21 protein-coding genes are annotated in these 24072 nt (G+C 30.8%); 18 read left to right on the top strand and 3 right to left on the bottom strand.

The window, feature by feature from the left end; translation table 11 throughout:
- Nucleotides 1-6: 6 nt before the first annotated feature.
- The 14 genes from mtaB (at nt 7) to ppdK (ending at nt 13946) form a co-directional block, all read left to right on the top strand.
- Nucleotides 7-1350: a tRNA (N(6)-L-threonylcarbamoyladenosine(37)-C(2))-methylthiotransferase MtaB gene (mtaB, locus tag CLOBL_RS00195; protein ID WP_179117659.1), complete on the top strand. Its 1344-nt coding sequence runs from the start codon at nt 7-9 to the stop codon at nt 1348-1350.
- An 89-nt stretch (nt 1351-1439) separates the two neighbouring features.
- Nucleotides 1440-1784 carry a histidine triad nucleotide-binding protein gene (locus CLOBL_RS00190; protein WP_009168751.1) on the top strand — a complete coding sequence of 115 codons (345 nt, stop codon included), beginning with the start codon at nt 1440-1442 and terminating at the stop codon, nt 1782-1784.
- 144 nt (nt 1785-1928) lie between these two features.
- Entirely contained in the window at nt 1929-2105 is a 177-nt protein-coding gene (gene rpsU / locus CLOBL_RS00185) for a 30S ribosomal protein S21 (protein WP_008429643.1), read from the top strand.
- 30 nt (nt 2106-2135) lie between these two features.
- Nucleotides 2136-2588 carry a GatB/YqeY domain-containing protein gene (locus CLOBL_RS00180; protein ID WP_077857144.1) on the top strand — a complete coding sequence of 151 codons (453 nt, stop codon included), beginning with the start codon at nt 2136-2138 and terminating at the stop codon, nt 2586-2588.
- Nucleotides 2589-2746: 158 nt separating this feature from the next.
- Nucleotides 2747-3037 (top strand): sporulation protein YqfC, encoded by a 291-nt coding sequence (gene yqfC / locus CLOBL_RS00175; protein ID WP_009168753.1) that lies wholly within the window; start codon nt 2747-2749, stop codon nt 3035-3037.
- Entirely contained in the window at nt 3027-4157 is a 1131-nt protein-coding gene (gene yqfD / locus CLOBL_RS00170; protein WP_179117657.1) for a sporulation protein YqfD, read from the top strand. Before yqfC ends, yqfD begins: the two co-directional genes overlap by 11 nt.
- 65 nt (nt 4158-4222) lie before the next feature.
- Nucleotides 4223-6325, top strand: coding sequence for an HDIG domain-containing metalloprotein (locus CLOBL_RS00165; protein ID WP_077857143.1), 2103 nt, complete (start codon nt 4223-4225; stop codon nt 6323-6325).
- Nucleotides 6326-6332: 7 nt separating this feature from the next.
- Entirely contained in the window at nt 6333-6833 is a 501-nt protein-coding gene (gene ybeY / locus CLOBL_RS00160) for an rRNA maturation RNase YbeY (protein ID WP_077857142.1), read from the top strand.
- Nucleotides 6834-6902: 69 nt separating this feature from the next.
- Nucleotides 6903-7604 carry a diacylglycerol kinase gene (locus tag CLOBL_RS00155; protein WP_077857141.1) on the top strand — a complete coding sequence of 234 codons (702 nt, stop codon included), beginning with the start codon at nt 6903-6905 and terminating at the stop codon, nt 7602-7604.
- Between the two features lie 277 nt (nt 7605-7881).
- Nucleotides 7882-8772, top strand: coding sequence for a GTPase Era (gene era, locus CLOBL_RS00150; protein WP_009168758.1), 891 nt, complete (start codon nt 7882-7884; stop codon nt 8770-8772).
- 91 nt (nt 8773-8863) lie between these two features.
- On the top strand, nt 8864-9604 hold the full coding sequence (gene recO / locus CLOBL_RS00145; protein WP_077857140.1) for a DNA repair protein RecO: 741 nt from the start codon (nt 8864-8866) through the stop codon (nt 9602-9604).
- A 6-nt stretch (nt 9605-9610) separates the two neighbouring features.
- Entirely contained in the window at nt 9611-10237 is a 627-nt protein-coding gene (locus CLOBL_RS00140; protein WP_077857139.1) for a DUF4342 domain-containing protein, read from the top strand.
- Nucleotides 10238-10436: 199 nt separating this feature from the next.
- On the top strand, nt 10437-11075 hold the full coding sequence (locus CLOBL_RS00135; protein WP_009168761.1) for a helix-turn-helix transcriptional regulator: 639 nt from the start codon (nt 10437-10439) through the stop codon (nt 11073-11075).
- A gap of 243 nt (nt 11076-11318) precedes the next feature.
- Nucleotides 11319-13946, top strand: coding sequence for a pyruvate, phosphate dikinase (ppdK, locus tag CLOBL_RS00130; protein ID WP_009168762.1), 2628 nt, complete (start codon nt 11319-11321; stop codon nt 13944-13946).
- A 206-nt stretch (nt 13947-14152) separates the two neighbouring features.
- Here ppdK and CLOBL_RS00125 read toward each other — a convergent pair whose 3' ends face one another.
- A complete protein-coding gene (locus CLOBL_RS00125; protein ID WP_077857138.1) occupies nt 14153-14764 on the bottom strand; it encodes a helix-turn-helix domain-containing protein in 612 nt (203 codons plus the stop codon).
- Nucleotides 14765-14909: 145 nt separating this feature from the next.
- Between CLOBL_RS00125 and CLOBL_RS00120 the strand changes: the two genes are divergently transcribed.
- The 4 genes from CLOBL_RS00120 to CLOBL_RS00105 all read left to right on the top strand — a co-directional run bounded on the left by CLOBL_RS00120 (nt 14910) and on the right by CLOBL_RS00105 (nt 20079).
- Entirely contained in the window at nt 14910-15893 is a 984-nt protein-coding gene (locus CLOBL_RS00120) for an aldo/keto reductase (protein WP_077857137.1), read from the top strand.
- A 403-nt stretch (nt 15894-16296) separates the two neighbouring features.
- Entirely contained in the window at nt 16297-18210 is a 1914-nt protein-coding gene (locus CLOBL_RS00115; RefSeq protein WP_077857136.1) for a PTS sugar transporter subunit IIA, read from the top strand.
- 13 nt (nt 18211-18223) lie between these two features.
- Entirely contained in the window at nt 18224-18685 is a 462-nt protein-coding gene (locus CLOBL_RS00110; RefSeq protein WP_077857135.1) for a PTS sugar transporter subunit IIA, read from the top strand.
- 2 nt (nt 18686-18687) lie between these two features.
- On the top strand, nt 18688-20079 hold the full coding sequence (locus CLOBL_RS00105; protein WP_077857134.1) for a PTS fructose transporter subunit IIBC: 1392 nt from the start codon (nt 18688-18690) through the stop codon (nt 20077-20079).
- A 259-nt stretch (nt 20080-20338) separates the two neighbouring features.
- On the opposite strand, the gene CLOBL_RS00100 is transcribed toward CLOBL_RS00105, so the two are convergent.
- Nucleotides 20339-21688, bottom strand: a complete 1350-nt coding sequence (locus CLOBL_RS00100; protein WP_077857133.1) for an MFS transporter — start codon at nt 21686-21688, stop codon at nt 20339-20341.
- Between the two features lie 297 nt (nt 21689-21985).
- Entirely contained in the window at nt 21986-23983 is a 1998-nt protein-coding gene (locus CLOBL_RS00095) for a beta-L-arabinofuranosidase domain-containing protein (RefSeq protein ID WP_077857132.1), read from the bottom strand.
- Nucleotides 23984-24072 lie beyond the last annotated feature (89 nt).

Below are 24072 nucleotides of genomic sequence, written 5' to 3'. Positions count from 1 at the left end.
AAAAAAATGACATATAAAGAGCCAATAAAATCTTCAAGTGGGAAAAGATTAGTTGCTTTTGCTACTCTAGGCTGCAGAGTAAACCATTATGAAACAGAGGCTATGGCAGAAAAATTTATAAGAGAAGGTTATGAAATCACCCAATTTGAGGATTTTGCGGATGTTTATGTAATAAATACATGTTCAGTGACTAATATGAGCGATAAAAAATCCAGACAGATAATAAGTAGGGCGAGAAGAAGAAATAAAGAAGCTATAATTGCTGCAGTTGGCTGCTATTCTCAAGTAGCACCAGATGAGGTTTCTAAAATAGAGGGCGTAGATGTTGTACTTGGAACTAGAAACAAGGGAGATATTGTTTATTACGTAAACAAGGCTAAAGATGAGCATAAGCCTCAATTAATGGTTGGAGAAGTTCTTAAAAATAAGCAATTTGAGGAATTAAATATAGAAGAGTATCAAGATAAAACCAGAGCTTTCTTAAAGATACAGGATGGATGTAATAGATTCTGTGCATATTGTTTAATACCATATACAAGAGGAACAACCTGTTCAAAAGATCCTGATAAAGTGCTAACGGAAATAAAGAAGTTAAATGAACATGGGTTTAAGGAAATAATATTATCTGGAATTCATACTGCGTCTTATGGTGTTGATTTAGATGGAAATGTAAGCTTAATAACTTTATTGGAAGAAATTGAAAAACTGGATGGTATAGAAAGAGTGAGAATAGGCTCAATTGAACCTAGTTTCTTTACTGATGAAGTCATAGAAAAAATAAAGAACATGAAAAAATTATGTCCGCAATTTCATTTATCTCTTCAAAGTGGATGTGATGCTACTTTAAAGAGGATGAATAGAAGATATACGGCTAAAGAGTATGAGGATGCAGTGAATAGAATTAGAGAAAATTTGAAAGATGCATCAATAACAACTGATGTAATCGTAGGATTTCCAGGTGAAACTGACGAAGAATTTAATGAAACCTATGAATACTTAAAACGAATAAAATTAACTAAAACGCATATATTTAAATTTAGTCCGAGAAAAGGAACTAAGGCAGCAGATATGTCAAATCAGGTTGATGGAAATGTTAAGGAACAGAGAAGCAAAGCTCTAATTGAGCTTAACGAAAAAAATGAAGGCGATTTTAGTAAATTCTTAGTTGGAAGAGAGCTTGATGTCTTAATTGAACAAGAAGTTTCAAATAAGCCTGGGGTATTTGAGGGATATACAAGAAACTATGTCAAAGTTGAGATTTTTATTGGAAATGAAAACATGATAGGTAAATTGGTTCCTTGCAAAATAGTAGAAGCATGTGGAAATTATGTGGTTGGAAAAAAAATATAAATTTGGTATAATGATTGTTAAGAAAAATAAATACAAGAAAACTAAGTTGGAAATTTGTCACTTGTAACTACTTAGAGGGAGGTGAAACCATGGAAGATTGTATATTTTGCAAAATTGCGATGGGAGAAATTCCAAGTAAAAAGTTATATGAAGATGATAAGGTATATGCTTTTTACGATATAAATCCAGAAGCTCCTGTTCATTTTTTAGTGATACCTAAAGAACACATTGAAAGTGTAAATGCTTTGAATGATAATAATATTAATATTGTTTCACACATATTTAATGTTATTAACAAGTTAGTTGTGGAACTTAATATATCAGATACAGGGTATAGGATTGTCAATAATTGCGGTGAAGATGGAGGTCAAACAGTGAAACATATTCATTTTCATGTACTTGGAGGGAGAAGTTTAAAGTGGCCTCCAGGCTAAGAATTAAGGGGATAAGTAATCCGCAAATCAATGGAGATTTTTTCTTAATTTCTTGACATTGTTTATTTAAATATTGTATAATATAGCATGTGTTATTAAGCCCATAGCTGAGTTAATTTAAGCTAGCGGAGGGAGGGATAGTAAATGTCAGAAATTAAAGTTGGAGAAAACGAAACACTTGAAAGTGCGTTAAGAAGATTTAAGAGAAAATGTGCTAGAGCTGGGGTTCTTTCAGAAGTTAGGAAGAGAGAACATTACGAAAAGCCAAGCGTTAAGAAAAAGAAAAAATCAGAAGCTGCTAGAAAGAGAAAGTTTAAATAGTGAGATTTTCTTTTGAAAGAAGGTACAATTATGCTAACAATTAAAGATAAATTACAAGATGATTGGAAAGCTGCTTTAAAGACAAAAGATAAATTCACAGCTAACGTAATTAGTACTGCTAAGTCTGCTATATTATTGGTTGAAAAGACTGATAATAGAAAGCTTGAAGATGATGAAGTTATTAGTATATTAGCTAAAGAAATCAAGCAAAGAAGAGAATCCATGCTTGAATTTGAAAAAGGAAATAGGCAAGATTTAGTAGATCAGTGTAAAGCTGAAATAGAGATTTTGTTAAAATACCTTCCTCAGCAATTAGGTGAAGAAGAGATAAAACAAATAGTAAAAGAATCGGCTGAAGAGTTGGGTGCAAATAGCATTAAAGATATGGGAAAAGTTATGTCAGCTGTTAAGCCTAAAGTAGTAGGAAGAGCTGATGGTAAACTTGTAAGTCAAATTGTTAAAGAATATTTAAATAATAAATAATAAAAGAACTCAAGGTTTTCTTGAGTTCTTTTATTATTTATTGCTGAAAAGATTCTAAAATTAATCATATATAAAAAATACTTAAAGATAATAATTTGTGTATTAATTTCCAGGCGCCATCATAAATTACAATGAAGAAGTTTATGAGGGAGGCAATTATGGAAGAAAAATTTCAAAAGGGAAGAGAGAAGATACTAAATAAATTAGATTTTCCAAGTGATATTTCATTAGATTTACCGAAGATAATAGTTGTAGGGGATAGAGAGATAACAATTGAGAATCATAAGGGCATTATATTTTTTGAAACTAATATGGTTAAAATAAATTCAAGAATTGGAGCTATAGTAATAAGTGGGAGAGATTTTGAAATACTTTTTATAGCAGAGACAAGCATTACAATAAGTGGTGTGTTTAAGGGTATTTCATATGAGGCAAAAAATGATTTATAAAAGTCTGAAATCGGGAATGATAACCATAGAAGTTAATGCGTTAATGCCAGAAAAAATGTTAAATTTGCTTTGGAATAATGAAATCTACACTTGTAATATAATTAAAGTTAACTTGACAACAATCAGATTTACTATATACTTTAAAGATTACAAAGAAGCAGAAATGCTTATAAAGAAACATAAAGGAAAGGTAAAAACAATTAGAACGAGTGGTATAATAGTCTTACTTATGAAAATGAAAAAGAGAATCTCTTTAGTTATTGGGGCAATGTTATTTTTTGTTGTAATATATTTACTATCTAATTATATATGGGCTATAGATATTCAGACAGAGAGAAATCTAAGTCCTTTTGAAATTAGGCAGCAGCTTTCATCAATTGGAATTAGACCGGGACTTAGTAAATCAAGAGTAAATGTGTATCAACTTGAGAAAAAGATGGAAGATTTAAATGATCAGATAATGTGGATCAGGGTAAGAATAGAAGGATCAACTTTAAAATTAGTTATAAAGGAAAAAGTCAATCCGCCCTCTACAGAAAAAACATTATATAATCAGGTTGTTGCCAGTATGGATGGTGAAGTAAAAAGAGTCTATACCAATTCTGGAAATCCAGCGGTATCACCAGGAGACATAGTAAAAGAGGGAGATGAGTTAATATCACCAGTTCAAGGAAGAGAAGGCTTTGAAAAAGAAGTGAAACCAAGTGGAACTGTAATAGCTAATACCTTCTATGAAAAACTCATGGAAATTCAAGTTAGCGGGGAAAAGCTTGAAAGGTCTGGAAGAAAAAACAGTGATATATACTTGAGTTTCTTTGGGAAAAAAATTTACTTGAAAAAAGCTATAAATGCATTTGATTATTATGATAAAATAGAAGAAAAGAATGGATTTTTTAACAAGATAACATATTATGAGAAAATAGGAACAAATGTAAATTTAGATAAAGATGCTGCGGTTGTAGATGCTGCTGATAAGTTACAAGCATCATTAATTAAAACACTTAGTAATGATGCTAAGATTACAGATAAAAAAATTACTGTAGAGGATATAGAAAACGGAAAAATATTAGTTAAAGTTATATTTACTGTGGAGCAGAATATTGCAAAAAACATATCATAAATGACATCTTTAAATGTTATTTTTAATACCTAATAACTTTATTACAGGATGAAAAGGTGAAAAGCATGAATATAGGACAAAATAATAAAATTAATAATAATAAACTTCAAAGAGTTATATTGTTTGTGCTTGTGTTTATTATAGGTTATTTATTGCTTGTTACTGCAATAACACCAAAGCAATATAGCTTGAAGGAAGGGGATATCCCTAGAGTGGATATAAAAGCACCTAGGGATACAGTAGATGAAAAGGCTACAAAAGAGAAAGAAGATCAAGCTCTCGAAAAAGTTGGAAAGCAATATACATTAAAACCAGAAGTAAAAAAACAAGCAGAGGATAATATTAAAGCTTTATTTGATAAGCTGATTTCTTTGAGTAGTACGGCGAATTCTGCAAGCGGTGAAAGTGATAAAATAGCAGAATTAAAGAAATTAACAGCATTTCAATTGACAGATGATCAATGTAAGGTATTGGTGAATATTCAAGCGGATAAGCTATCGGATTTAGAAGAGAAAATAACCAATATAGTTGATAAGGTTTATGAAAAAAATATAAATGAAAATGATGATGCGGCTCTTAGCGAGGCAAAAAACTCAAGTATGACTCAAATAGATGCTTTGAATTTAGATGTTGCAACAATCAATGCGTTAAAACAATTGGTTCCAACACAGATAAATCCTGATGTCTTTTATGATGAAGAAAAGACACAAGAAAAGATTCAAGAAGCTCAAAAAGGTGTTTCAAAGGTAATAATAAAGCAAAATCAGACCATAGTGAAAGAGGGAGAACCCGTAACTCAAGATCAATTAGATATCTTGTCAGATTTAGGAATGTTGGATAACCAGAATAAAACTGTATATATATATGTATATTTGGCAGTTGCAGTGTTTTTAGCTATAATACTATTTCTGCAATACAATTACGTTAAAATGAATTATAATGATATATTCATGAATACTAAAAAGCTTACTTTAATAAGTACCATTAATATAATTTCATTATTATTTGCAAGAATAATAGGAGTTATATCACCATTTCTAATTCCTTTTGCTTGTGCTCCAATGATGATGACTTTGCTGTTTAATTATAAGATAGCAATTGTGTTAAGCACCCTAAATATAATAATTATAAGTGCAGTGAATGGATTTGACGTTCAGGTTATAATATTAGGTATAGTAAGTTCCATATTAGGTGCTGCACTGCTTAGAAGAATGCAGCAAAGAAATGAATTATTATATTCAACTGTATATATTGCAGTTATCAGTGCTATATTATCATTGTCTACAGGAATATTAGTTTCAAGTAACTTTAGTGATGTTTTATTAAAAGGTGGAATCGCAATTGCCGGAGGGCTTTTGTCTGGTGTATTTGCATTAGGAATATTGCCATTTTTAGAGGGAACCTTTAATGAAGTTACATCCTTAAAGCTATTAGAATTATCAAATCCGAATAATCCACTTTTGAAAAAATTATTAATGGAGGCACCAGGAACTTATCATCATAGTATGCTTGTTGCAAATCTCGCAGAAATGGCAGCAGATGTTGTAGGTGCAAATTCTGTAATCACAAGGATTGGATCATATTTTCATGATGTTGGAAAAATAGAGAGACCATATTTCTTTGGTGAGAACCAAATGGGAGGAGACAATCCACATAATAATATACCCCCTAATTTAAGCACAATGATAATAAAATCCCATGTAAGTGATGGACTTGAACTGGCAAAAAGATATAAATTGCCAAAGGTAATTCAGGATATTATAGCTGAACATCATGGAAAAACATTGGTAAAATATTTTTATTATACAATGAAGAACAGTGCTGAAGATCCAAATGAAATAAAGGAATCAGATTACATGTATGAAGGCCCAATACCGAGTTCAAAGGAAGCTGCTATAGTAATGCTTTCAGATAGCGTTGAAGCTGCTGTAAGGTCAATTAAGGAGCCTAACAAGGAAAAAATCAATGAAATGGTTAATTTCATAATAGATGATAAATTGTCATCAGGACAGCTTAATAATTGCAATTTAACATTAAAGGATATAGAAAAAATTAGAGAATGTTTTTGCACTGTATTAAATGGAATATATCATCAAAGGATAGAGTATCCAAAAGAAAAGATTAAAGATTTAAACAGTGAAAAAAATAAAGCAGAGACTAAGGAGTAACATAATAATGATATATGTAGACAACAGACAAGATAAATTGGAAGTAAAAGAGGAATTTATAAAGGGATTAGAGGAAGTAATAGAATTTGCATTAAAAGAAGAAGAAGTTGATATAGAATGCGAAGTTTCTCTAGTATTTGTAGACAATAATGAAATTAAAGAGATTAATAATGATACAAGAAAAATAAATAAGGAGACTGACGTACTTTCTTTTCCTATGCTCGAATATGACGATAAGAAGGTTTTTAAGGACGTATATAAAAATTATAAATTTTCAGCAAGTGATTTAGATGGAGATGAACTTGTCCTTGGAGATATTGTATTATCTTTAGAAAAAGCATTAGAGCAAAGCATAGAGTTTAATCATTCATATGAAAGAGAAGCATCATATTTAGTAGTGCACTCAGTACTGCATTTATTGGGATATGATCATATGGAGGATGAAGAAAAACAAATCATGAGAAAGAGAGAGGAAGAGATTTTAGCTAAACTTAATATAAGTAGATAAAAGTTAATTTGGTATTAGCGGGTATGTTATTTTATTTAAAGAGTTAAATATGAGAAGCAGGGGTAAACTATGAAAATAAAAAAAACATTAGAAAGCTTTAATAATGCAATAAATGGGATTATAGATACAGTAAGAACAGAAAGAAATATGAAAATACATTTGTTTGTAGCTCTGGGTGTATTAATTGCCAGCTTTTTCTTTGATATAACAAGAAATGAGTTTCTAATACTGGCAGTAACAATAACTATGGTAATAGCAGCAGAACTAGTAAATACAGCTATAGAAGCAACTATAGATATGACTACAAACTATTATCATCCATTAGCAAAAATAGCTAAAAATGCAGCAGCTGGCGCAGTGTTAATAACGGCTATAAATGCATTATTAGTTGGGTATATTATATTTTGGGATAAGTTAGCTAAGTTTTCATTTACTACAATCAATAAATTCAAAAATTCTGAACCATATACAATATTTATAGTACTAGTAATAGTATGTATAGCAACATTAATTGCAAAAGCTATTTTTGGAGAAGGAACTCCTTTAAAAGGAGGAATGCCTAGTGGTCACAGTGCATTAGGATTTTCTATTGCAACTGCAATATCTTTGATTACAGAAGAGCCAATATGCATATTACTTAGCTTTTTACTAGCATTCATAACAGCGCAGAGTAGAGTCGATTCAGAGGTTCATAGCATTTTTGAAGTAATAGTTGGAGCAATTTTTGGAATAGTGCTGACCCTATTTATTTTTACTTTATTTAGACTATAATTAAGGTTTCTTATAATAAAGATGTTATTTTTAGGATAAGATATATGATAAAAAATATATGGTGAGCAGCATTAATAATGATGAAGAATATAAAATTAATAAATTATAATATACATGATAATTAGAGCAAGATAAATAAATTATCATAGTAATGAGAATACCACATTGTCAATTAACTTATAAATAGAGTATACTATTTGTAAAATCGTATAACATTAGCTATGCCTTTTAGCACAATCATGTGCCTTAAGGTAAAGCTTATTTTGAGGAGGAAAAAATGTTTAAATCAGGATTTGTTACAATAGTTGGAAGACCTAACGTAGGAAAGTCAACTTTGTTAAATTATATAATGGGAGAAAAGCTATCAATAGTATCTAATAAACCGCAAACTACAAGAAATAATATTCAAACAATATTAACTGGTGATGATTATCAGATGGTTTTTGTAGATACTCCAGGTATACATAAACCTAAGCATAAATTAGGAGAGTACATGGTAAATTCTGCAAAAGAATCTACTAAGGATGTTGACCTAGTACTATTTTTGACTAATCCAGATGAGGAAATAGGACGAGGAGATAAATTTATATTAGAAACCTTAAAGGACAAAAAATGTCCAATATTTTTGGTCTTAAATAAAATTGATGAAAATACACAGGATAGAGTGGCTAAAAGCTTAGAGATGTATGCAAAAGAATTTAATTTTGCAGAGATAATACCTATTTCCGCAGTTAAGGGAAAAAATGTCGATAAGTTAGTAGATCTTATGAAGAATGTAATGCCTGAAGGACCTAAATATTATCCAGATGATATGATAACAGATGTTCAAGAAAAATTTGTTGTATCAGAAATAATTAGGGAGAAAGCCTTGAGAACACTAAGAGATGAGGTACCACATGGTATAGCTGTAGACATAATTCAGATGAAACAAAATGAAAAAGGTACATATCATATAGAAGTAGATTTAATTTGTGAAAAAGACTCTCATAAGGGAATAATAATAGGTAAGAATGGGCAAACCCTCAAAAGAATTGGGGAAACCTCAAGATACGAATTAGAAAGATTTTTAAGATGTAAGGTTAATTTAAAAATATGGGTTAAAGTCAGAAAAGAGTGGAGAGATAACCAACTACTATTAAAGGAGCTAGGTTATAAGGCAAAAAAATAATAGCAGGCAAAATTAGTGGTAAATGATAAGTGACAAATTATATTATTTAACTTGTCACTCATAGCTTATCACTAAATAAGGGGGTGGTAGTCTGGCGATTTTTAAAACTAAAGCTGTAATTATTAAAACTCAGGATTTTAAGGAGAATGATAAGTTAGTTTGGTTTTATACAGAGGAACTCGGAAAGATTACAGCAGTGGTTAGAGGAGCCAAAAAGAGCAGGAGTAAGTTTTTATCATTAACACTGCCATTATGCTATGGAGAATATGTTGTGTATAAAGGGAAGAACTTATATACTCTTCAAGAAGGAAAGATAATTAATTCATTTCAAGGACTTTTAAATAATTTATATAAACTTACCTATTCATCATATTTATGTGAGCTCATAGATATTGCCTGCACAGATAATGAAGAAAATATTGAAATTTTTAGAAATTTGGTTACGACATTATATTTATTAAATACAGATGCACTAGATTATGAACTGCTTATAAGAGCTTTTGAATTAAAGTTATTAAGAGCTACAGGATATTCTTTGACATTAGATCATTGTAGTATCTGTAGAAAGAAAATATCAACTTCAAACTATATAAGTTTATCTTATTATGGAGGGGTATGCGATGAATGTCCTAAAGAACACGGGGTATTTATATCAAAAGGTACATACAATGCACTAAGGTTTTTAATGAATATGAATGTTGATAAATTGTATAGATTAAATTTAAATGATGAAATAAAAGCTGAAATAGAAAAAGTTATTACTTTTTTAATATCCAACAATTATGCAAAAAGACCTAAAAGTTTAGATATGTTAAAGTTTATTAAGGAGTGATGAATTATGGAAAATGTAACATTAGAAAAAGTTGATATGATACGAGAAAGAACAGGTATTAGTTATGAAAAGGCAAAAAATGCATTAGAAATATGCGAAGGAGATGTATTAGAAGCTTTAATATACATTGAGAAGAATGAGAAAATATCAGAGAATAATAAATCTGCTGATGATGAAAAAAATAAAACTTCGATTTCTATAGAAGAGTTAAAAGCATGGTTTAAACAGATTATAGAAAAAGGTAATGTGACAAGGATAAAAATTAAAAAGGATGAAACTGAACTAATTGATATTCCAGTTAATGCAGGAATCGCAGCAGGAGTTGTGGCAGTTGTAATACCACCAGTCCTTGCAGCAGGTGTTATTGCAGCAATAGCGACAAAAATTACAATAGAAATAACTAAAGAAGATGGTTCAATAGAAGTAGTAAATAAATATGTTTCAGAAGTTGCTAATAATGTTAAAGATAAAGCAACAGATTTTGCAGATAAGATTAGAACTAAAGTTAATGAAGTGAAAAATGATGCTAATTGGCACAATAATGATTCGAAGCAAAAAGGAACTACAGGTTCTGATACAGTATATAGTTATACTGTTAATTTTGAAGACGAGAAAGAAAAATCAGAAAATTAACTGATATTATAAGTAAAATGAAGAAAAACAGATTTAAAAGTGATATAAAATAATTAAACAAGAAATATTTGGTGAATTTATTTGATTTTTCTGAAAATTAAGTCTAGTCAAACAATAATTACATGATATAATTAGAGTGTAATAAAAATTATTGAATGTGTGCCAAATATTTCTTGTAAATGTAGAAAGAGGGATAAGATTGGAATTATCACCTAGGCAAGAAGAAATAGTATGTTTAGTAAAAGAAGGTGCACCAATAACAAGTGAAGCACTTGCTGAAAAAATTGGCGTGACTAGGGCTGCACTTAGAGCTGATCTAGCAGTACTTACAATGATAGGAGTTTTAGATGCTAGACCAAAGGTTGGATATGTATATACTGGAAAGCCTTCTAGTGGATTAGTTTATCAACACATAAGCAAAATAAAAGTATCCGAAATAATGTCAAAACCTGTGACTGTAAGTGAAGATACAATGGTATATGATGCAATCGTATACCTGTTTCTTAACGATGTAGGGACATTATTTGTAGAAAATAACGGGGTACTTACAGGGGCAGTTTCAAGAAAGGACTTCCTTAAAATTTCAATAGGGGGAACTGATATACATAAGGTACCAATTGGTGTAATTATGACAAGAATGCCAAATATAATTTGTGCAAATGAAAATGACAATGCCTATGATTTAGCTAAGAAGATTATTGAACATGAAATTGATAGTATTCCAGTTGTTGATGTTTTGAAAAAAGCAGATGGAAAAGATGGGATTAAAATAATAGGCAAGGTTTCTAAGACCAACATAACAAAATTATTTGTTAAACTTGGAGAAAATCAAAACTAATTAATAGGGTGACTACGAAGTCGTTAGGCATATGAAAGAAAATAATAGGTCCATGATGCGATGTATATTTCTAGTTAGATAGGAAGGATGTTTACCTCATAATGGGCTTTAGATCGAGGGTTAACATGCTTACGAAATAAACTAAAAGTATAGTGGCATGCTGACTTATTATTTTTTTATATGGTTTAGTCAGGCATCGATAGTAAATATATTGAGAATAACAAGAAGAGAGGGAGTATTGAAATGACAAATAAGTATGTATACCTTTTTAGTGAAGGAAATGCTTCAATGAGAAATCTGCTTGGAGGAAAAGGTGCTAATTTGGCAGAAATGACGAACTTAGGTATTCCAGTTCCTCACGGATTTACTGTTACTACAGAAGCATGTAATAAGTATTATGAAGATGGTAAGAAAATTTCTGATGAAATTATCGACCAAATTTATAATGCTTTAGCAAAGCTTGAAGAAGTAACAGGAAAGAAATTTGGAGATAACTCAAATCCTTTACTAGTTTCAGTAAGATCTGGAGCAAGAGTTTCAATGCCAGGTATGATGGATACTATTCTAAACTTAGGATTAAATGATGTAGCTGTAGAGGCTATGGCAGAATTAACTAAGAATCCTAGATTCGCTTATGATTCTTATAGAAGATTTATTCAAATGTTCTCAGATGTTGTTATGGGAATAGAGAAGAGATTATTTGAAAATAAAATTGATGAAATTAAAGAAAAAAAGGGTGTTGAGTTTGATACAGAATTGACAGCTGAAGATTTAAAGGAATTGGTTAGTCAATTTAAGGAAATTTATAAGAAGGAAAAGGGAGAAGAATTTCCAAGTGATCCAAAAATTCAATTGGTTGAATCTGTTACAGCTGTATTTAGGTCATGGGATAATCCAAGAGCAATAGTATACAGAAGACTAAATGATATACCAGGTGAGTGGGGTACAGCAGTTAATGTACAACAAATGGTATTTGGTAATAAAGGAGAAACATCAGGAACAGGAGTTGCATTTTCAAGAAATCCAGCTAATGGTGAAAAAGCTATTTATGGTGAATATTTGATGAATGCACAAGGTGAAGATGTTGTTGCTGGTATTAGAACACCACTTGTAATTGGAAAGTTAAAAGAACAAAATCCAGAAATATATGCTCAATTTGAAGGAATCGTTAATACTCTTGAAAATCATTATAAAGATATGCAAGACATGGAATTCACAATAGAAGAAGGTAAGTTATACTTCTTACAAACTAGAAATGGTAAGAGAACTGCTCAGTCTGCTTTAAAAATTGCAGTTGATTTAGTTGAGGAGGGAATGCTTACTAAAGAAGAGGCAATATTAAAAGTTGAACCAAAACAATTAGATACATTATTACATCCAGCATTCTATACTGAAGATTTAAAGAAAGCTACTCCAATTGCAAAAGGATTACCAGCATCTCCAGGAGCTGCATGCGGTAAGATTGCATTTACTGCTGATGAGGCTAAAGATAGAGCAGCACTTGGTGAAGATGTAGTGCTTGTAAGACTTGAAACTTCTCCAGAAGATATCGAAGGTATGATAGCTGCACAAGGTATTCTTACAGTAAGAGGAGGGATGACTTCTCATGCAGCAGTTGTTGCAAGAGGAATGGGAACTTGCTGTGTAGCAGGATGCGGAGCTATTAAAGTCGATGAGGAAAAGAGAATAATAGAAGTCGACGGAAAAGTTTATACACCTGATGATTATATTTCAATTGATGGTACTAGTGGTAATGTATATGGAGAAAAGATAAAGACAGTTACACCAGAAATCTCAGGTCATTTTGCAACATTCATGGAATGGGCTGATGAAATAAGAAAATTAAAAGTTAGAGCTAATGCAGATAGTCCAAGAGATGCAAAGCAAGCAGTTGAATTTGGAGCACAAGGAATAGGGCTTTGTAGAACAGAGCATATGTTCTTTGCAGAAGATAGAATAATGGCAGTAAGACAAATGATTACATCTAAAGATGTAGAACAAAGAAAAGTAGCTTTAGATAAGATATTACCAATGCAAAAATCAGATTTTGTAGGAATTTATGAAGAAATGGGTGAAAGACCAGTTACTATAAGATTATTGGATCCACCTTTACATGAATTCTTACCAACTGCAGATCAAGATATTAAGGATTTAGCAAAGGAAATCGGTATAACTTACGAGGAATTAAAAGCTACAGTTTCTGAATTACATGAGTTTAATCCAATGATGGGTCATAGAGGCTGCCGTCTTGCAGTATCTTATCCAGAAATTGCTGAAATGCAGGCAAGAGCAATTATAGAAGCAGCTATAGAGGTTAAAAAGGATAAGGGATATAACATTACTCCAGAAATAATGATTCCATTAGTTGGAGAAATTAAAGAATTGAAATATGTTAAAGATGTTATAGTAAAGACTGTAGAAGAAGTTATGAAAGAAAAAGGAGTGACTTTAGAATACAAGGTTGGTACTATGATTGAAATACCAAGAGCAGCTTTAACAGCTGATGAAATAGCTAAAGAAGCAGAATTCTTCTCTTTTGGTACAAATGATTTAACTCAAATGACTTTTGGATTCTCAAGAGATGATGCAGCTAAATTCTTATCTGCTTATTATGATAAGAAGATATATGAACAAGATCCATTTGCTAAACTAGATCAAACAGGAGTTGGTTCTTTAATTAAGATAGCAGTAGAAAAAGGAAAGGCCACTCGCCCAGACATTCACTTAGGAATTTGCGGAGAGCACGGTGGAGATCCATCATCAATTGAATTCTGCCATAATACAGGTCTTGACTATGTATCATGCTCACCATTTAGAGTACCACTTGCAAGACTTGCAGCAGCACAAGCACAAGTTAAAAAGCCAAGATAAATCTAATAAATAAAATAGCAGAAGATAATTCATAAAGCGTTATGACATTAAGGCTTAGAATGAATAAGTGAAAAATAAAGTATGGGTATTGGCCTTAAGAAATTTTAAGGTCGATACCTATTTTTATTCTACAGAAAATTATAGATAAATTGTAGTAATATTTTATTTTTTAAGGGATATTTTATGTATGCCATACTTTATCTGTTCTAGATACTATAAGTTTTAGATATCTTCTCCTGTATCTCTTCACGAAATACTACTTTGCCTTTTTCTGTGAGTATAGGATAGATTATGCTCCAAAAGCAGGTCATAATATCTACTTGACCTAACAAATCATTGGAAGGCATCCAATATATTTTAATCAAATTTAGTACTTCAATTATACCATTGATTTGTTCTGGAATTTCCTCTTTTATAATAAATCCGCTTTTTTGCAAAATAGTGAAGGAACTTTGAAGTACCTCATGTCGTTTTTTTATATTAGATACCTGAATTTGATAAACTTGTGGACTTATTTTTGCGAGTTGATCAAAGTGACGATAATAGTAGGAGTTGTTTTTTTGATGCTGTATTCCATGGATAAAAAATTCATTTAATTCTATTAATGTCGTTGGAATTTTGGGAATACTAAAATTCTTGTTTTGTTCAAGAATAACTGCCTCAATCAAGTCCTCTTTTTTTTTAAAATAATAGGTAAGATTTCCAACACTGATATTAATGGCATCTGCGATATTTCGCATAGAAACATTATTATACCCCTGCTCATTAAATAATTGTCTGCTCATTTCTAGGATTTCGCTTTTTCTGTCTTCATTCATAGATATACCTCCTCAATTTGAATTACTGTTCTTATATTGACATGTTAGTACAGTTGTGCTAATATGTCAATATATTAGTACGGCTGTACTAGTACATAATCTAGAATTTTTAATGAAAACTAAAAACAAAAGGAGGTTTTTTACTATGAATTACAAAAAAAGCGGGATTGAAATATCAAGACTTGGACTTGGATGTATGCGTATGACAAATACTACTGGATATGCTAATAAATCTGAAAGCATAGCTACAATCCATGCTGCCCTAGATGCTGGAATACAACTTATTAACACTGCAGATTTCTATAGTAGCGGTTATAACGAAATGCTAATTGGAGAAGCATTGAACGGCTATAAGCGAGACAAAGCGTTTATATCTGTAAAGTTTGGTGGGTTAAGTGATCCTAAAGGAAATTATTATGGTTTGGATGTAAGACCACTAACAATAAAGAACTATATCACTTATTCTCTTAAACGGTTAAAAGTGGATTACATAGATCTTTATCAACCTGGAAGAATTGATCTAGGAATACCTGTTGAGGAGACTATAGGAGCTATTTCAGATTTGGTTAAAGCTGGATATGTAAGGCATATTGGACTTTCAGAAGTTGATGCTGATACTTTAAGAAAGGCGAATTCAGTTCATCCAATAAGCTTTATAGAATCGGAATATTCTCTTTTCAATCGTAGAATAGAAACGGAAATTTTGCCTACAGCAAGAGAACTGGGAATTGGTGTTGTAGCTTTTGGGTCATTAGCTTATGGCTTGCTTGGAGGCAATTGGTCAAAAGAACGTATAGTAGAGGGTGCTAATGCCAGAATTCCACTGTTTGCTAAAGAGAATATAGAGAAAAATCTTTCTCTTGTTGAAGCATTACGTGAAATAGCCGAAGAAAAGCAAATTACTTTGTCACAGATTGCTGTTGCTTGGGTTTTAGCAAAAGGCGAGGACATTATACCGCTAATTGGTGCTAAAAAGGTGTCACAAATCCAAGATGCAATAAAAGCTGAGGATATTACTCTGAGTGAAAATGAAGTAAAACGAATTGAAGCGGTTATACCGGAAAGTGCCATAGCTGGAGCTGCTAAATCTAATGGATTGTTATTCAAAAATGGAATAATGGTCCGTTAAGAATATTGTCATAGGTGAGGGGATAAATCAAACTATCACAAAAGGCTAAAATTTGATTAATTTTGTACCTTATACGGATCAGAAAGTACTGCTTGATCTTATGAAACGCAATGTTGTTTATAAAAATATGTATTAGGCTTATTATCTTAAAGCAAGTAAGTTGAAGTGTATTCAGATTAACTAAGGATTATATTATAGAAAGTAAGGTATTGTAACTTAATTTCATTTTTGATTTTAAGTGCAATACCTTATTGTACTTTTAATGCAATTTGTACGCAGATTGTTATAATATATAAACTCAAAACTTTTTAATTTTTATAAAAAATCATGTGTTTTAGTTCGGTTTAAATTATATTATTATATTATCAGACAAACAATAAAAATCTGTAAAGAGAGGAACGTTATGGAAGTAACGAAACGTCAAGTGAACATTCTAAAATGTTTAAATGAATATCCTAATATAACATTAAAAGTGATTTCCAATAGGCTAAACATTTCAATGCAGACAGTTAAAACTGAATTGAAGAATTTGGAGGAATTATTAGCTTCTTTTGACATTTTTATAGAAGTTTCTCAGGGAAATAAATTAGATATTAATGGAATTGAAAATATGACAAAGATGATAAAGTCTACAGAAACTTTTTTTGAATTTTTTCTTGAAAATCAGATATTGCTTGTTTTAGTGTTGAACAAAGATTTTATAACTTTGCAGGAAATAGCAGATAACTTGTATGTTAGTAAATCATTAATAGAGAAACAAATGGTTACATTATTAAAAAAATATAACGCTGAATTACAATCAGCAAGGCATTATGGAGTTAAGTATGTATCATCTCTAATGGAGAGAGGACAGCTATTTGTAAAATTGATTGAAACATATATATGCGGATTAGATTTTAAAGTAGAGTTAGCTCAATTTCATGAAAATCATTTTTCAATTATGAATTATTTTGATAATGAACAAATTGAAAAAAGCATTGAAGTAATTAAATTTGTTCAGCATAGGAGTAAATTTAGCTTTACTGATGAATCGATTAAACAACTATTTTTATATATTTTATTTTTTATTTACTATAATGAGCCGGAAAATGAGGTATCCAGTCTTGATACTTTTGTGACACTTATAAAAGATCAGATAAACATAGGTTTATATATAGAGTTTGTAGAGCTTTTAAATGAATCATTAGGAATTGGATTTACTGAAAAAAAGAGATATTATGTTTGCTATCTTTTATTAAGCTTGCGAAAACAGAGGGTTCAAGATAATAAAGATATTATTTTAGAAATGAGCAGCTTAATACATCAAATCTTAACTAAAATTAAAGAATGCTTGGAAATAGATTTTTTTGAAGACAAGGTGTTATTTGAAGGATTATCTCTGCATATCTATGCAACAGTATTAAGAAAGAGTATGGTAAAGCCATTTGACGAATTTTATAGCTTGAATGATATTAAAAATCAGTATGCATTAGGATTTGAAATGTCAACTATAACTGCTGATGTAATAAAAGATAAATTTAAATATTTGGTCTCAGAAAATGAAATGATTTATTTAACACTTCATTTTCAAGCAGCAGTTGAACGAATGAATACAAAAGTTCGGAAAGTTAAAACAATAATAGTTTGTCATTATGGTGTAGCAGCGGCTAGTTTGATTAGTATAAAAATAGAGAGAATGATTCCAGAAATAGAAGTGATTGGAGGGTATTCTGTTCAAGAATTTCTAAAACTGAAGGAAGTATTCTGCGATTTAATATTAACAACAGAAATACTACCAAACAGCAATATTCCTATCATATATGTAACTCCAGATTTAAAAGAAACCCAGTTGAAAAATATTAGTGATTTTTCGGAAAAGAAAAAAATAAATAACATACTTTCGGAAAAAATTTTAGAAGCGGATATATTAAATATTAAAAGTGCTAAATCTGTTGAAGAAGTTATATATAAAATGATAAATCCATTAGTAGTTTCTAATTATGTTACGATTGAATATTACATGAGTATTATTGAAAGAGAAAAAATATCTTCTACAAATATAAGAAACATAGCTATTCCACACGGCAATCCTGATTTTGTAAAACAAACAAAATTAGTTATTTCAAGGTTGAACAAACCCATAAAGTGGAATGATTCTTATGTAAAATATATATTTTTATTTGCTTTTTCAAAGGAAGTATTAAGTAAAAATCAAAATGCATTTTCTACATTCTATAGAAAACTTGCGACTCCAGAGTTAGAAGAATATTTATTTAATTTAGAAGAACCATTAGGAGATAAATTTAAAAAAACTTTAGTAAATTTAGTTAAAAAGTGAAGGAGAAATAGAAATGATTAACACAATCTTAGAACCAGAAAACATATTTATAGAAGTAGAAATAGACCAAGCTGAAAAAGAGTATGCAGTTAGGGAAATTAGCAGATTATGCTCAGAAAAGACAGGGATAAAGAGTGAAGTTTTATATAAAAATTTTATGGATAGGGAGGCATTAGATTCTACTGGATTTGGAAATGGTGTAGCTATTCCTCATGCTAAAGTTAAAAATTTGAAGAAACCAATGATTGGAATTATTAAATTTTCAAAACCAATTGAATGGGATGCTATTGATGGCAATCCTGTAAACGTTGTAATACCCTTGATTATGCCAGCAGAAGATGAAAATAACTTACATCTAAAAATAATATCATCTTTTGCAAGAAAATTAGCTCATAAAGAATTCATCGAAAAGTTAAATACTGAGATGGATACTATGAAATTATACAAATATATTATTAAAGAAGTGGGGGAATAAATATGAAAATTATTGGTGTAACTAAATGTCCTACTGGTATAGCACATACTTATATGGCTGCAGAAAAATTAGAGCAAGCGGCTAAAGCATTGGGACATGAAGTGAAAATCGAAACTCAAGGGTCACAAGGAACTGAAAATCTACTAAAGCCAAAGGATATTGAAACAGCGGATTATGTTATTATTGCGGCAGATGTTGCTATAGATGATAAAGAAAGATTTAATGGCAAAAAAGTATTGGAAATGGGAATAAAAGGTGCTATTAAAAATCCAGAAGAAGTTATAAAAAATATTGCTAATACTTCAAAGGTTCAAAAGGCAGGCGTTTCTCAAATAGATTATTCAACTGGAGGAGATGTAACTAATGCATTAAAACAATTAACTAATGGTGCATCACACATGATTCCATTTGTTGTAGTTGGTGGCTTATTTATAGCATTATCACTTGCAGCAGGGGGAAATCCAACAGCAGATGGAATGAAAATCACTTCACCATTCTGGCAAAAAATTAGTGATATAGGAGCAGCTGGATTTGGCCTAATGTATCCTATTTTAGCTGGATTTATTGCATTTTCTATTGCAGGTCGTGCAGCATTAGCACCCGCAATGATATCAGCTCAAGTAGCTGTTAGTCCAAGCATATTAGGAACAACAGCAGGTACAGGATTTTTAGGTTGCATAGTTGTTGGGTATGCAGCAGGACACTTAGTAAAATGGTTTAATACATGGCCTGTTCCGAAAGCTATAAAACCTATAATGCCAATATTTGTAATACCGTTACTTGGAGTTGGAATAATATCTGCAGCATTTATTCTATTACTAGGAGCTCCTATTTCTTGGTTAATGACAGGATTAAATTCATTACTTGCGGCTTTATCAGCTAATTCATCAACAGCAATTATTTTAGGACTAGTACTTGGTGCAATGGTAGCTGTGGATATGGGAGGTCCTGTAAATAAAGTAGCGTTTCTTTTTGGCGTAGCTTCAATAGCATCAGGAAATCCACAAATTATGGGATCAGTTGCATGTGCAATCCCTGTTCCTCCATTAGCAATGGGGCTTGCAACATTAATAAATAAGAAGAAGTTTACGGAGGAGGAACATGGCTCTGGTATTTCAGCTTTATTAATGGGATTAATCGGAATTACAGAGGGGGCTATTCCTTTTGCATCAGCAGATCCTAAACGTGTACTTCCAAGCATTATTGTAGGAAGTGGTGTTGCAGGAGCTTTAGGTATGTTAATGGGAATTACAGATAGTGTTCCTCATGGTGGACCAATTGTTGGGGTATTAGGAGCAACAAACAATTTATTATTATTCTTAGTATGTATACTTGCAGGTACTTTAGTTGGAGCCTTTATGGTAGTTGGATTGAAAAAAGAAATAAAAGGTTAAATTATTATTAAAGATATTATTACTATAATAGCAAAAGGAGTAGTTGTTTTTTCATTGCAGCAGCACAAGCTCAAGTTAAAAATTCGAGATAAATTTAGAAATAAAAATATAGAAATATAATAAAAGTTAGTTCTTCTTATATAATTAATTATTGTGAAAGGCAAAAAATAAAATAGTGCATTAAAATCATTGCTAATTTTAAATGCACTATTCTATTTTGTTAGTAATTATGATTAGTACTAGTAGTACAAAACATTAATTAACTTATACATCTTTCTTCAAGTTGATTCTTTAGCGTTTCTTCATTATTTTCATATTTTCCATAGAAAAGCATAGGGATAGTTGCCAAAATGAATAAAATTGCAGGAAGCCATATGAAGCTTATTTGAATCCCGAATAATGCTGAAGCTGATTGAGCCTTATTTGCCACATATCCAAAGGAAGACATAATTTGTGCTGGAATAAATCCACAAATACCGCTACCAGCTTTAATACAAAAAGCACTGCCAATTGAAGTCAAAAAACCACTAGCTCTTATACCTGTTTTCCATTCTCCGTAATCTACAGCATCTGATAGCATAGCAAAAGGCATAGAACATGCTACTCCTGAACCAATAGAACCTAGTACATATAAGGTAATAACTGCAGTTACATTATTTGATGCAAATTGTATTGAGATATTTGAGATAGCAGCAACAAGAAGCGAACCAATCATAACAGTTCTTTTATTTGATAGCTTAACCATAAATGGAATAAGCATCATACCAAATACTGTAAGTGTAGATAATGAGCCAACTATAGAAACTAAATATTTCATATGCAAATTATATTCAAAATAATATATTAAGCCTGAAGATCTAACATTGCTTCCGATCCAATATATTAAATTAGCAGAAACTATTAAAATCCAAGGCCAATTTCCTTTTACAGCTTTTACACTGTTTTTAATTGGAATTGATTTCATTTCAGTAGTATGATTCTCTCTCAAATTCATAAAAGCTGTTATAAGCATTATAATAGCGACAATTCCAAAAATGGCTAAAGTTAAAGAAAAGCCTTTTTTATCGTTTCCAGCGCCTAAAATTGCAACTAATGGCAAAGTAAGATTAGTAAAAAGAACTCCTATATTTCCACCAACCATTCTATATGAATTTAAAACAACTCTTTCTGTAGAATTCTGTGACAAGTTAGGTAATATCGACGTTATTGGAGTAGCAATTCCTGTATAACAAATACCTGCAAAAATATAAGTTACTGCGGCATAGAAGACTTTCCAGGTGCCAGATATATTAGGAGTTGTAAAAGTGAGCCATGTAAAAAATGCAAAAGGAATACATAACCATAAAAAATATGGTCTGCTTTGTCCCCACTTTGTATGAGTATGATCCACTAAAAACCCCCATATTGGAGCATCAATGGCATCTACAAGTCTAGTTGCTAATAATAAAGTTCCCGCAACAGTAACGGATAATCCAAAAACGTCTGTAAAAAAATATAGTAAATAAGTACTTATTACGACATAAAGTAAGTTACCCGCGCAGTCAGTCATTCCATAACTGATTCTTTGATAAAAAGGAACTGGTTTAAATTCAATATTTTTATTATTCATTGCATATTTTCTCCTTTGCAAAATATTTTTATATTCATTTGTGAAATTCAGTAAATTTTAACTTACCTGAATTCTCAGACTTTCATATCTTCATTTGATAAAGTATAATGTAATTACACCACATAATACAAAATACCATAATTGAAGGATTTATCATTTTGAACAAGTGCTTTAATTAAATGGATTTTGTAATTTGCACAAAGCAGAATTATTTTAAATATGCTTTGGCATTAAAACATAGCTAAATATCCATAATATGATTTAGATAGTATCTTAGATTATGTTATGGGTATTTTACTATCTATCATCCTTATCTATCCATACTCTCATTTCACCAGCAGACCGATTTGCCCAACTGTAATAAGGAATGAATGTAAGGATAGAATTCTCATAGATAGAAGCTTCCACGTTTCTCTTATATAACTGATTTTCCCAATCGTTATTTATTGTCATTTTTTTGCCATGAACTTTGATTTTCCCAACGCCACCAAGCATTTCTGAATCAAATTCAAATTTATATTCAGCATCCTTAGGCAGTGTAATTAGGTGTAAGTTTTTACCGTTATCAACTTCTTCTAAGCAGTATACAAAAGGTCCTTTTTGTATAGCAACTTTTCCTACGTTATATTTAATATATGGGTTTGCTCTTACTTCCTGGATTTCCATTTCAAAATGAATTTCTATTATATCAGACTTACTCCAAGTTCTTGAAATATAAGCGTAACCACTACAAATACTATATTTAGAAACTTCACCATTAACCGTGATGGAATAGGAATTGCACCATTCTGGTATTCTAAAAGCTAAACTGAAGTTAACGTTTTCTTCAGCGGCTAGAGATATTTTAATATTTTCAGACCATGGATAGTTTGTCTCTTGTTTGACAGATATTTTATTGTTATTTACTAAAATATTTGATTCATTAGAGATATATAAGTGAATGTATAAAGTACTATTGGACACAGTATATATATACTTACCTAAAGAAGTTAAAGTTCTTGCAACATTTGGAGGACAACATGCACATCCAAACCAGGCTGGTCTTGTTGGTTTTACATGACTTTTTGTAGGATCTTTCTCGCTGGCTTCAGGATTAACTTCTAAGGGATTTACATAAAAGAAGTGTTTACCATCCAGTGCCATTCCACTAATGACAGAATTATATAAGCATTTTTCCATAACATCTCCATATATACTTAGAGGTTCGTTTTTAAGCATATTATAAGCAAAAAATATTAGTCCAACTGAAGCACAGGTTTCGCTGTACATTGTATCGTTAGGTAAGTCATAGTCAAATGTGAAAGATTCACCTATAACAGTAGAGCCAATACCTCCTGTTATATACATTCTTTTTTCTGTTATGCTTTTCCACAATGTTTTACAAGCATCTAACATTTCTGTATCATCTGTCAAATAAGCAACATTTGCTAGAGCTGTACACATGTATACTAGTCTTACTGCATGTCCTTCAGCATCTTTTTGTTCTAAAATTGGTTTGTGGACCTGAAAATATTTATATGAGAATCTTTCCATTCCTGGCAATATATAATTTTTATTAGGATCTTCATTTATTTGATTTTTAAGAAAATCTTTATTTTTCCCTCTCTCGGTTAAAAAATATTTGCTAAGTTCTAAATATTTTATATTTTGAGTTACAGAATATAACTTAGCTAAACCGATTTCTATCTCTTCATGACCATCATATCCATGAATTTTAGATTCCTCTGGTCCGAAACAACTGTCAATATTGTCAGCTAAGCGGCAAGCTATTTCCAATGCTTTTCTTTTATTAGTAGCTTCATAGTAAGCTATAGCTGCTTCAAGAAAATGACCTGCACAGTATAATTCATGACTTTCTAGTAGTCTTTTGAATTTTCTTTCACGAGCATCAATAGAAAAATAAGTATCGAGATACCCGTCTTTTTCTTGTGCTAGAGCTATTAAATCGATAACATTATCAGCAATAGCCTCCAATTCAGAATCTGGATGGTTAACTAAAGAATATGATACAGCTTCTAACCATTTATAAACGTCACTATCTTGAAAAACATATCCATAATGGTGACCTTCTTTCAAACCAGCAGCGATTTTAAAGTTTTCAATTGCATGGCTTTTTTCAGATGGAATATTTTCGTCATCTCTTTCTCTTTCAATTACTATATCAGCTTCATCATTCAAAACTTTCCATTGGTAGGGGAGCATTTCATTTTTAACTAAATCAATATAATTAGTCCAAAATTCATCAGTGATGTTAATGCTTTTTAAATTTATTTCATTACTTTTTGTACGTTCCAAAATTATCTCTCCTTATAACATGTTTTTTAGGTGGACAAATACGACATTTAGTGTTGAAAATATCTAGTAGATCATTATGTAATTCACCT

It is taken from the genome of Clostridium sp. BL-8, from assembly GCF_002006495.1.
GTDB lineage: Bacteria > Bacillota > Clostridia > Clostridiales > Clostridiaceae > Clostridium.
The sequence above is the reverse complement of the archived record's forward strand: the minus strand, read 5'-3'. Positions and strand labels throughout refer to the sequence as shown.

What these genes read in the sequence shown, in the direction of transcription:
- CLOBL_RS00115 (WP_077857136.1), top strand. Translation starts at nt 16,297, where the DNA reads ATGGAAGTAACGAAACGTCAAGTGAACATTCTAAAATGTTTAAATGAA.
- CLOBL_RS00165 (WP_077857143.1), top strand. Translation starts at nt 4,223, where the DNA reads ATGAATATAGGACAAAATAATAAAATTAATAATAATAAACTTCAAAGA.
- ybeY (WP_077857142.1), top strand. Translation starts at nt 6,333, where the DNA reads ATGATATATGTAGACAACAGACAAGATAAATTGGAAGTAAAAGAGGAA.
- CLOBL_RS00140 (WP_077857139.1), top strand. Translation starts at nt 9,611, where the DNA reads ATGGAAAATGTAACATTAGAAAAAGTTGATATGATACGAGAAAGAACA.
- yqfD (WP_179117657.1), top strand. Translation starts at nt 3,027, where the DNA reads ATGATTTATAAAAGTCTGAAATCGGGAATGATAACCATAGAAGTTAAT.
- era (WP_009168758.1), top strand. Translation starts at nt 7,882, where the DNA reads ATGTTTAAATCAGGATTTGTTACAATAGTTGGAAGACCTAACGTAGGA.
- CLOBL_RS00155 (WP_077857141.1), top strand. Translation starts at nt 6,903, where the DNA reads ATGAAAATAAAAAAAACATTAGAAAGCTTTAATAATGCAATAAATGGG.
- CLOBL_RS00110 (WP_077857135.1), top strand. Translation starts at nt 18,224, where the DNA reads ATGATTAACACAATCTTAGAACCAGAAAACATATTTATAGAAGTAGAA.
- CLOBL_RS00105 (WP_077857134.1), top strand. Translation starts at nt 18,688, where the DNA reads ATGAAAATTATTGGTGTAACTAAATGTCCTACTGGTATAGCACATACT.
- CLOBL_RS00190 (WP_009168751.1), top strand. Translation starts at nt 1,440, where the DNA reads ATGGAAGATTGTATATTTTGCAAAATTGCGATGGGAGAAATTCCAAGT.
- CLOBL_RS00125 (WP_077857138.1), bottom strand. Translation starts at nt 14,764, where the DNA reads ATGAATGAAGACAGAAAAAGCGAAATCCTAGAAATGAGCAGACAATTA.
- rpsU (WP_008429643.1), top strand. Translation starts at nt 1,929, where the DNA reads ATGTCAGAAATTAAAGTTGGAGAAAACGAAACACTTGAAAGTGCGTTA.
- CLOBL_RS00100 (WP_077857133.1), bottom strand. Translation starts at nt 21,688, where the DNA reads ATGAATAATAAAAATATTGAATTTAAACCAGTTCCTTTTTATCAAAGA.
- mtaB (WP_179117659.1), top strand. Translation starts at nt 7, where the DNA reads ATGACATATAAAGAGCCAATAAAATCTTCAAGTGGGAAAAGATTAGTT.
- CLOBL_RS00180 (WP_077857144.1), top strand. Translation starts at nt 2,136, where the DNA reads ATGCTAACAATTAAAGATAAATTACAAGATGATTGGAAAGCTGCTTTA.
- yqfC (WP_009168753.1), top strand. Translation starts at nt 2,747, where the DNA reads ATGGAAGAAAAATTTCAAAAGGGAAGAGAGAAGATACTAAATAAATTA.
- CLOBL_RS00120 (WP_077857137.1), top strand. Translation starts at nt 14,910, where the DNA reads ATGAATTACAAAAAAAGCGGGATTGAAATATCAAGACTTGGACTTGGA.
- ppdK (WP_009168762.1), top strand. Translation starts at nt 11,319, where the DNA reads ATGACAAATAAGTATGTATACCTTTTTAGTGAAGGAAATGCTTCAATG.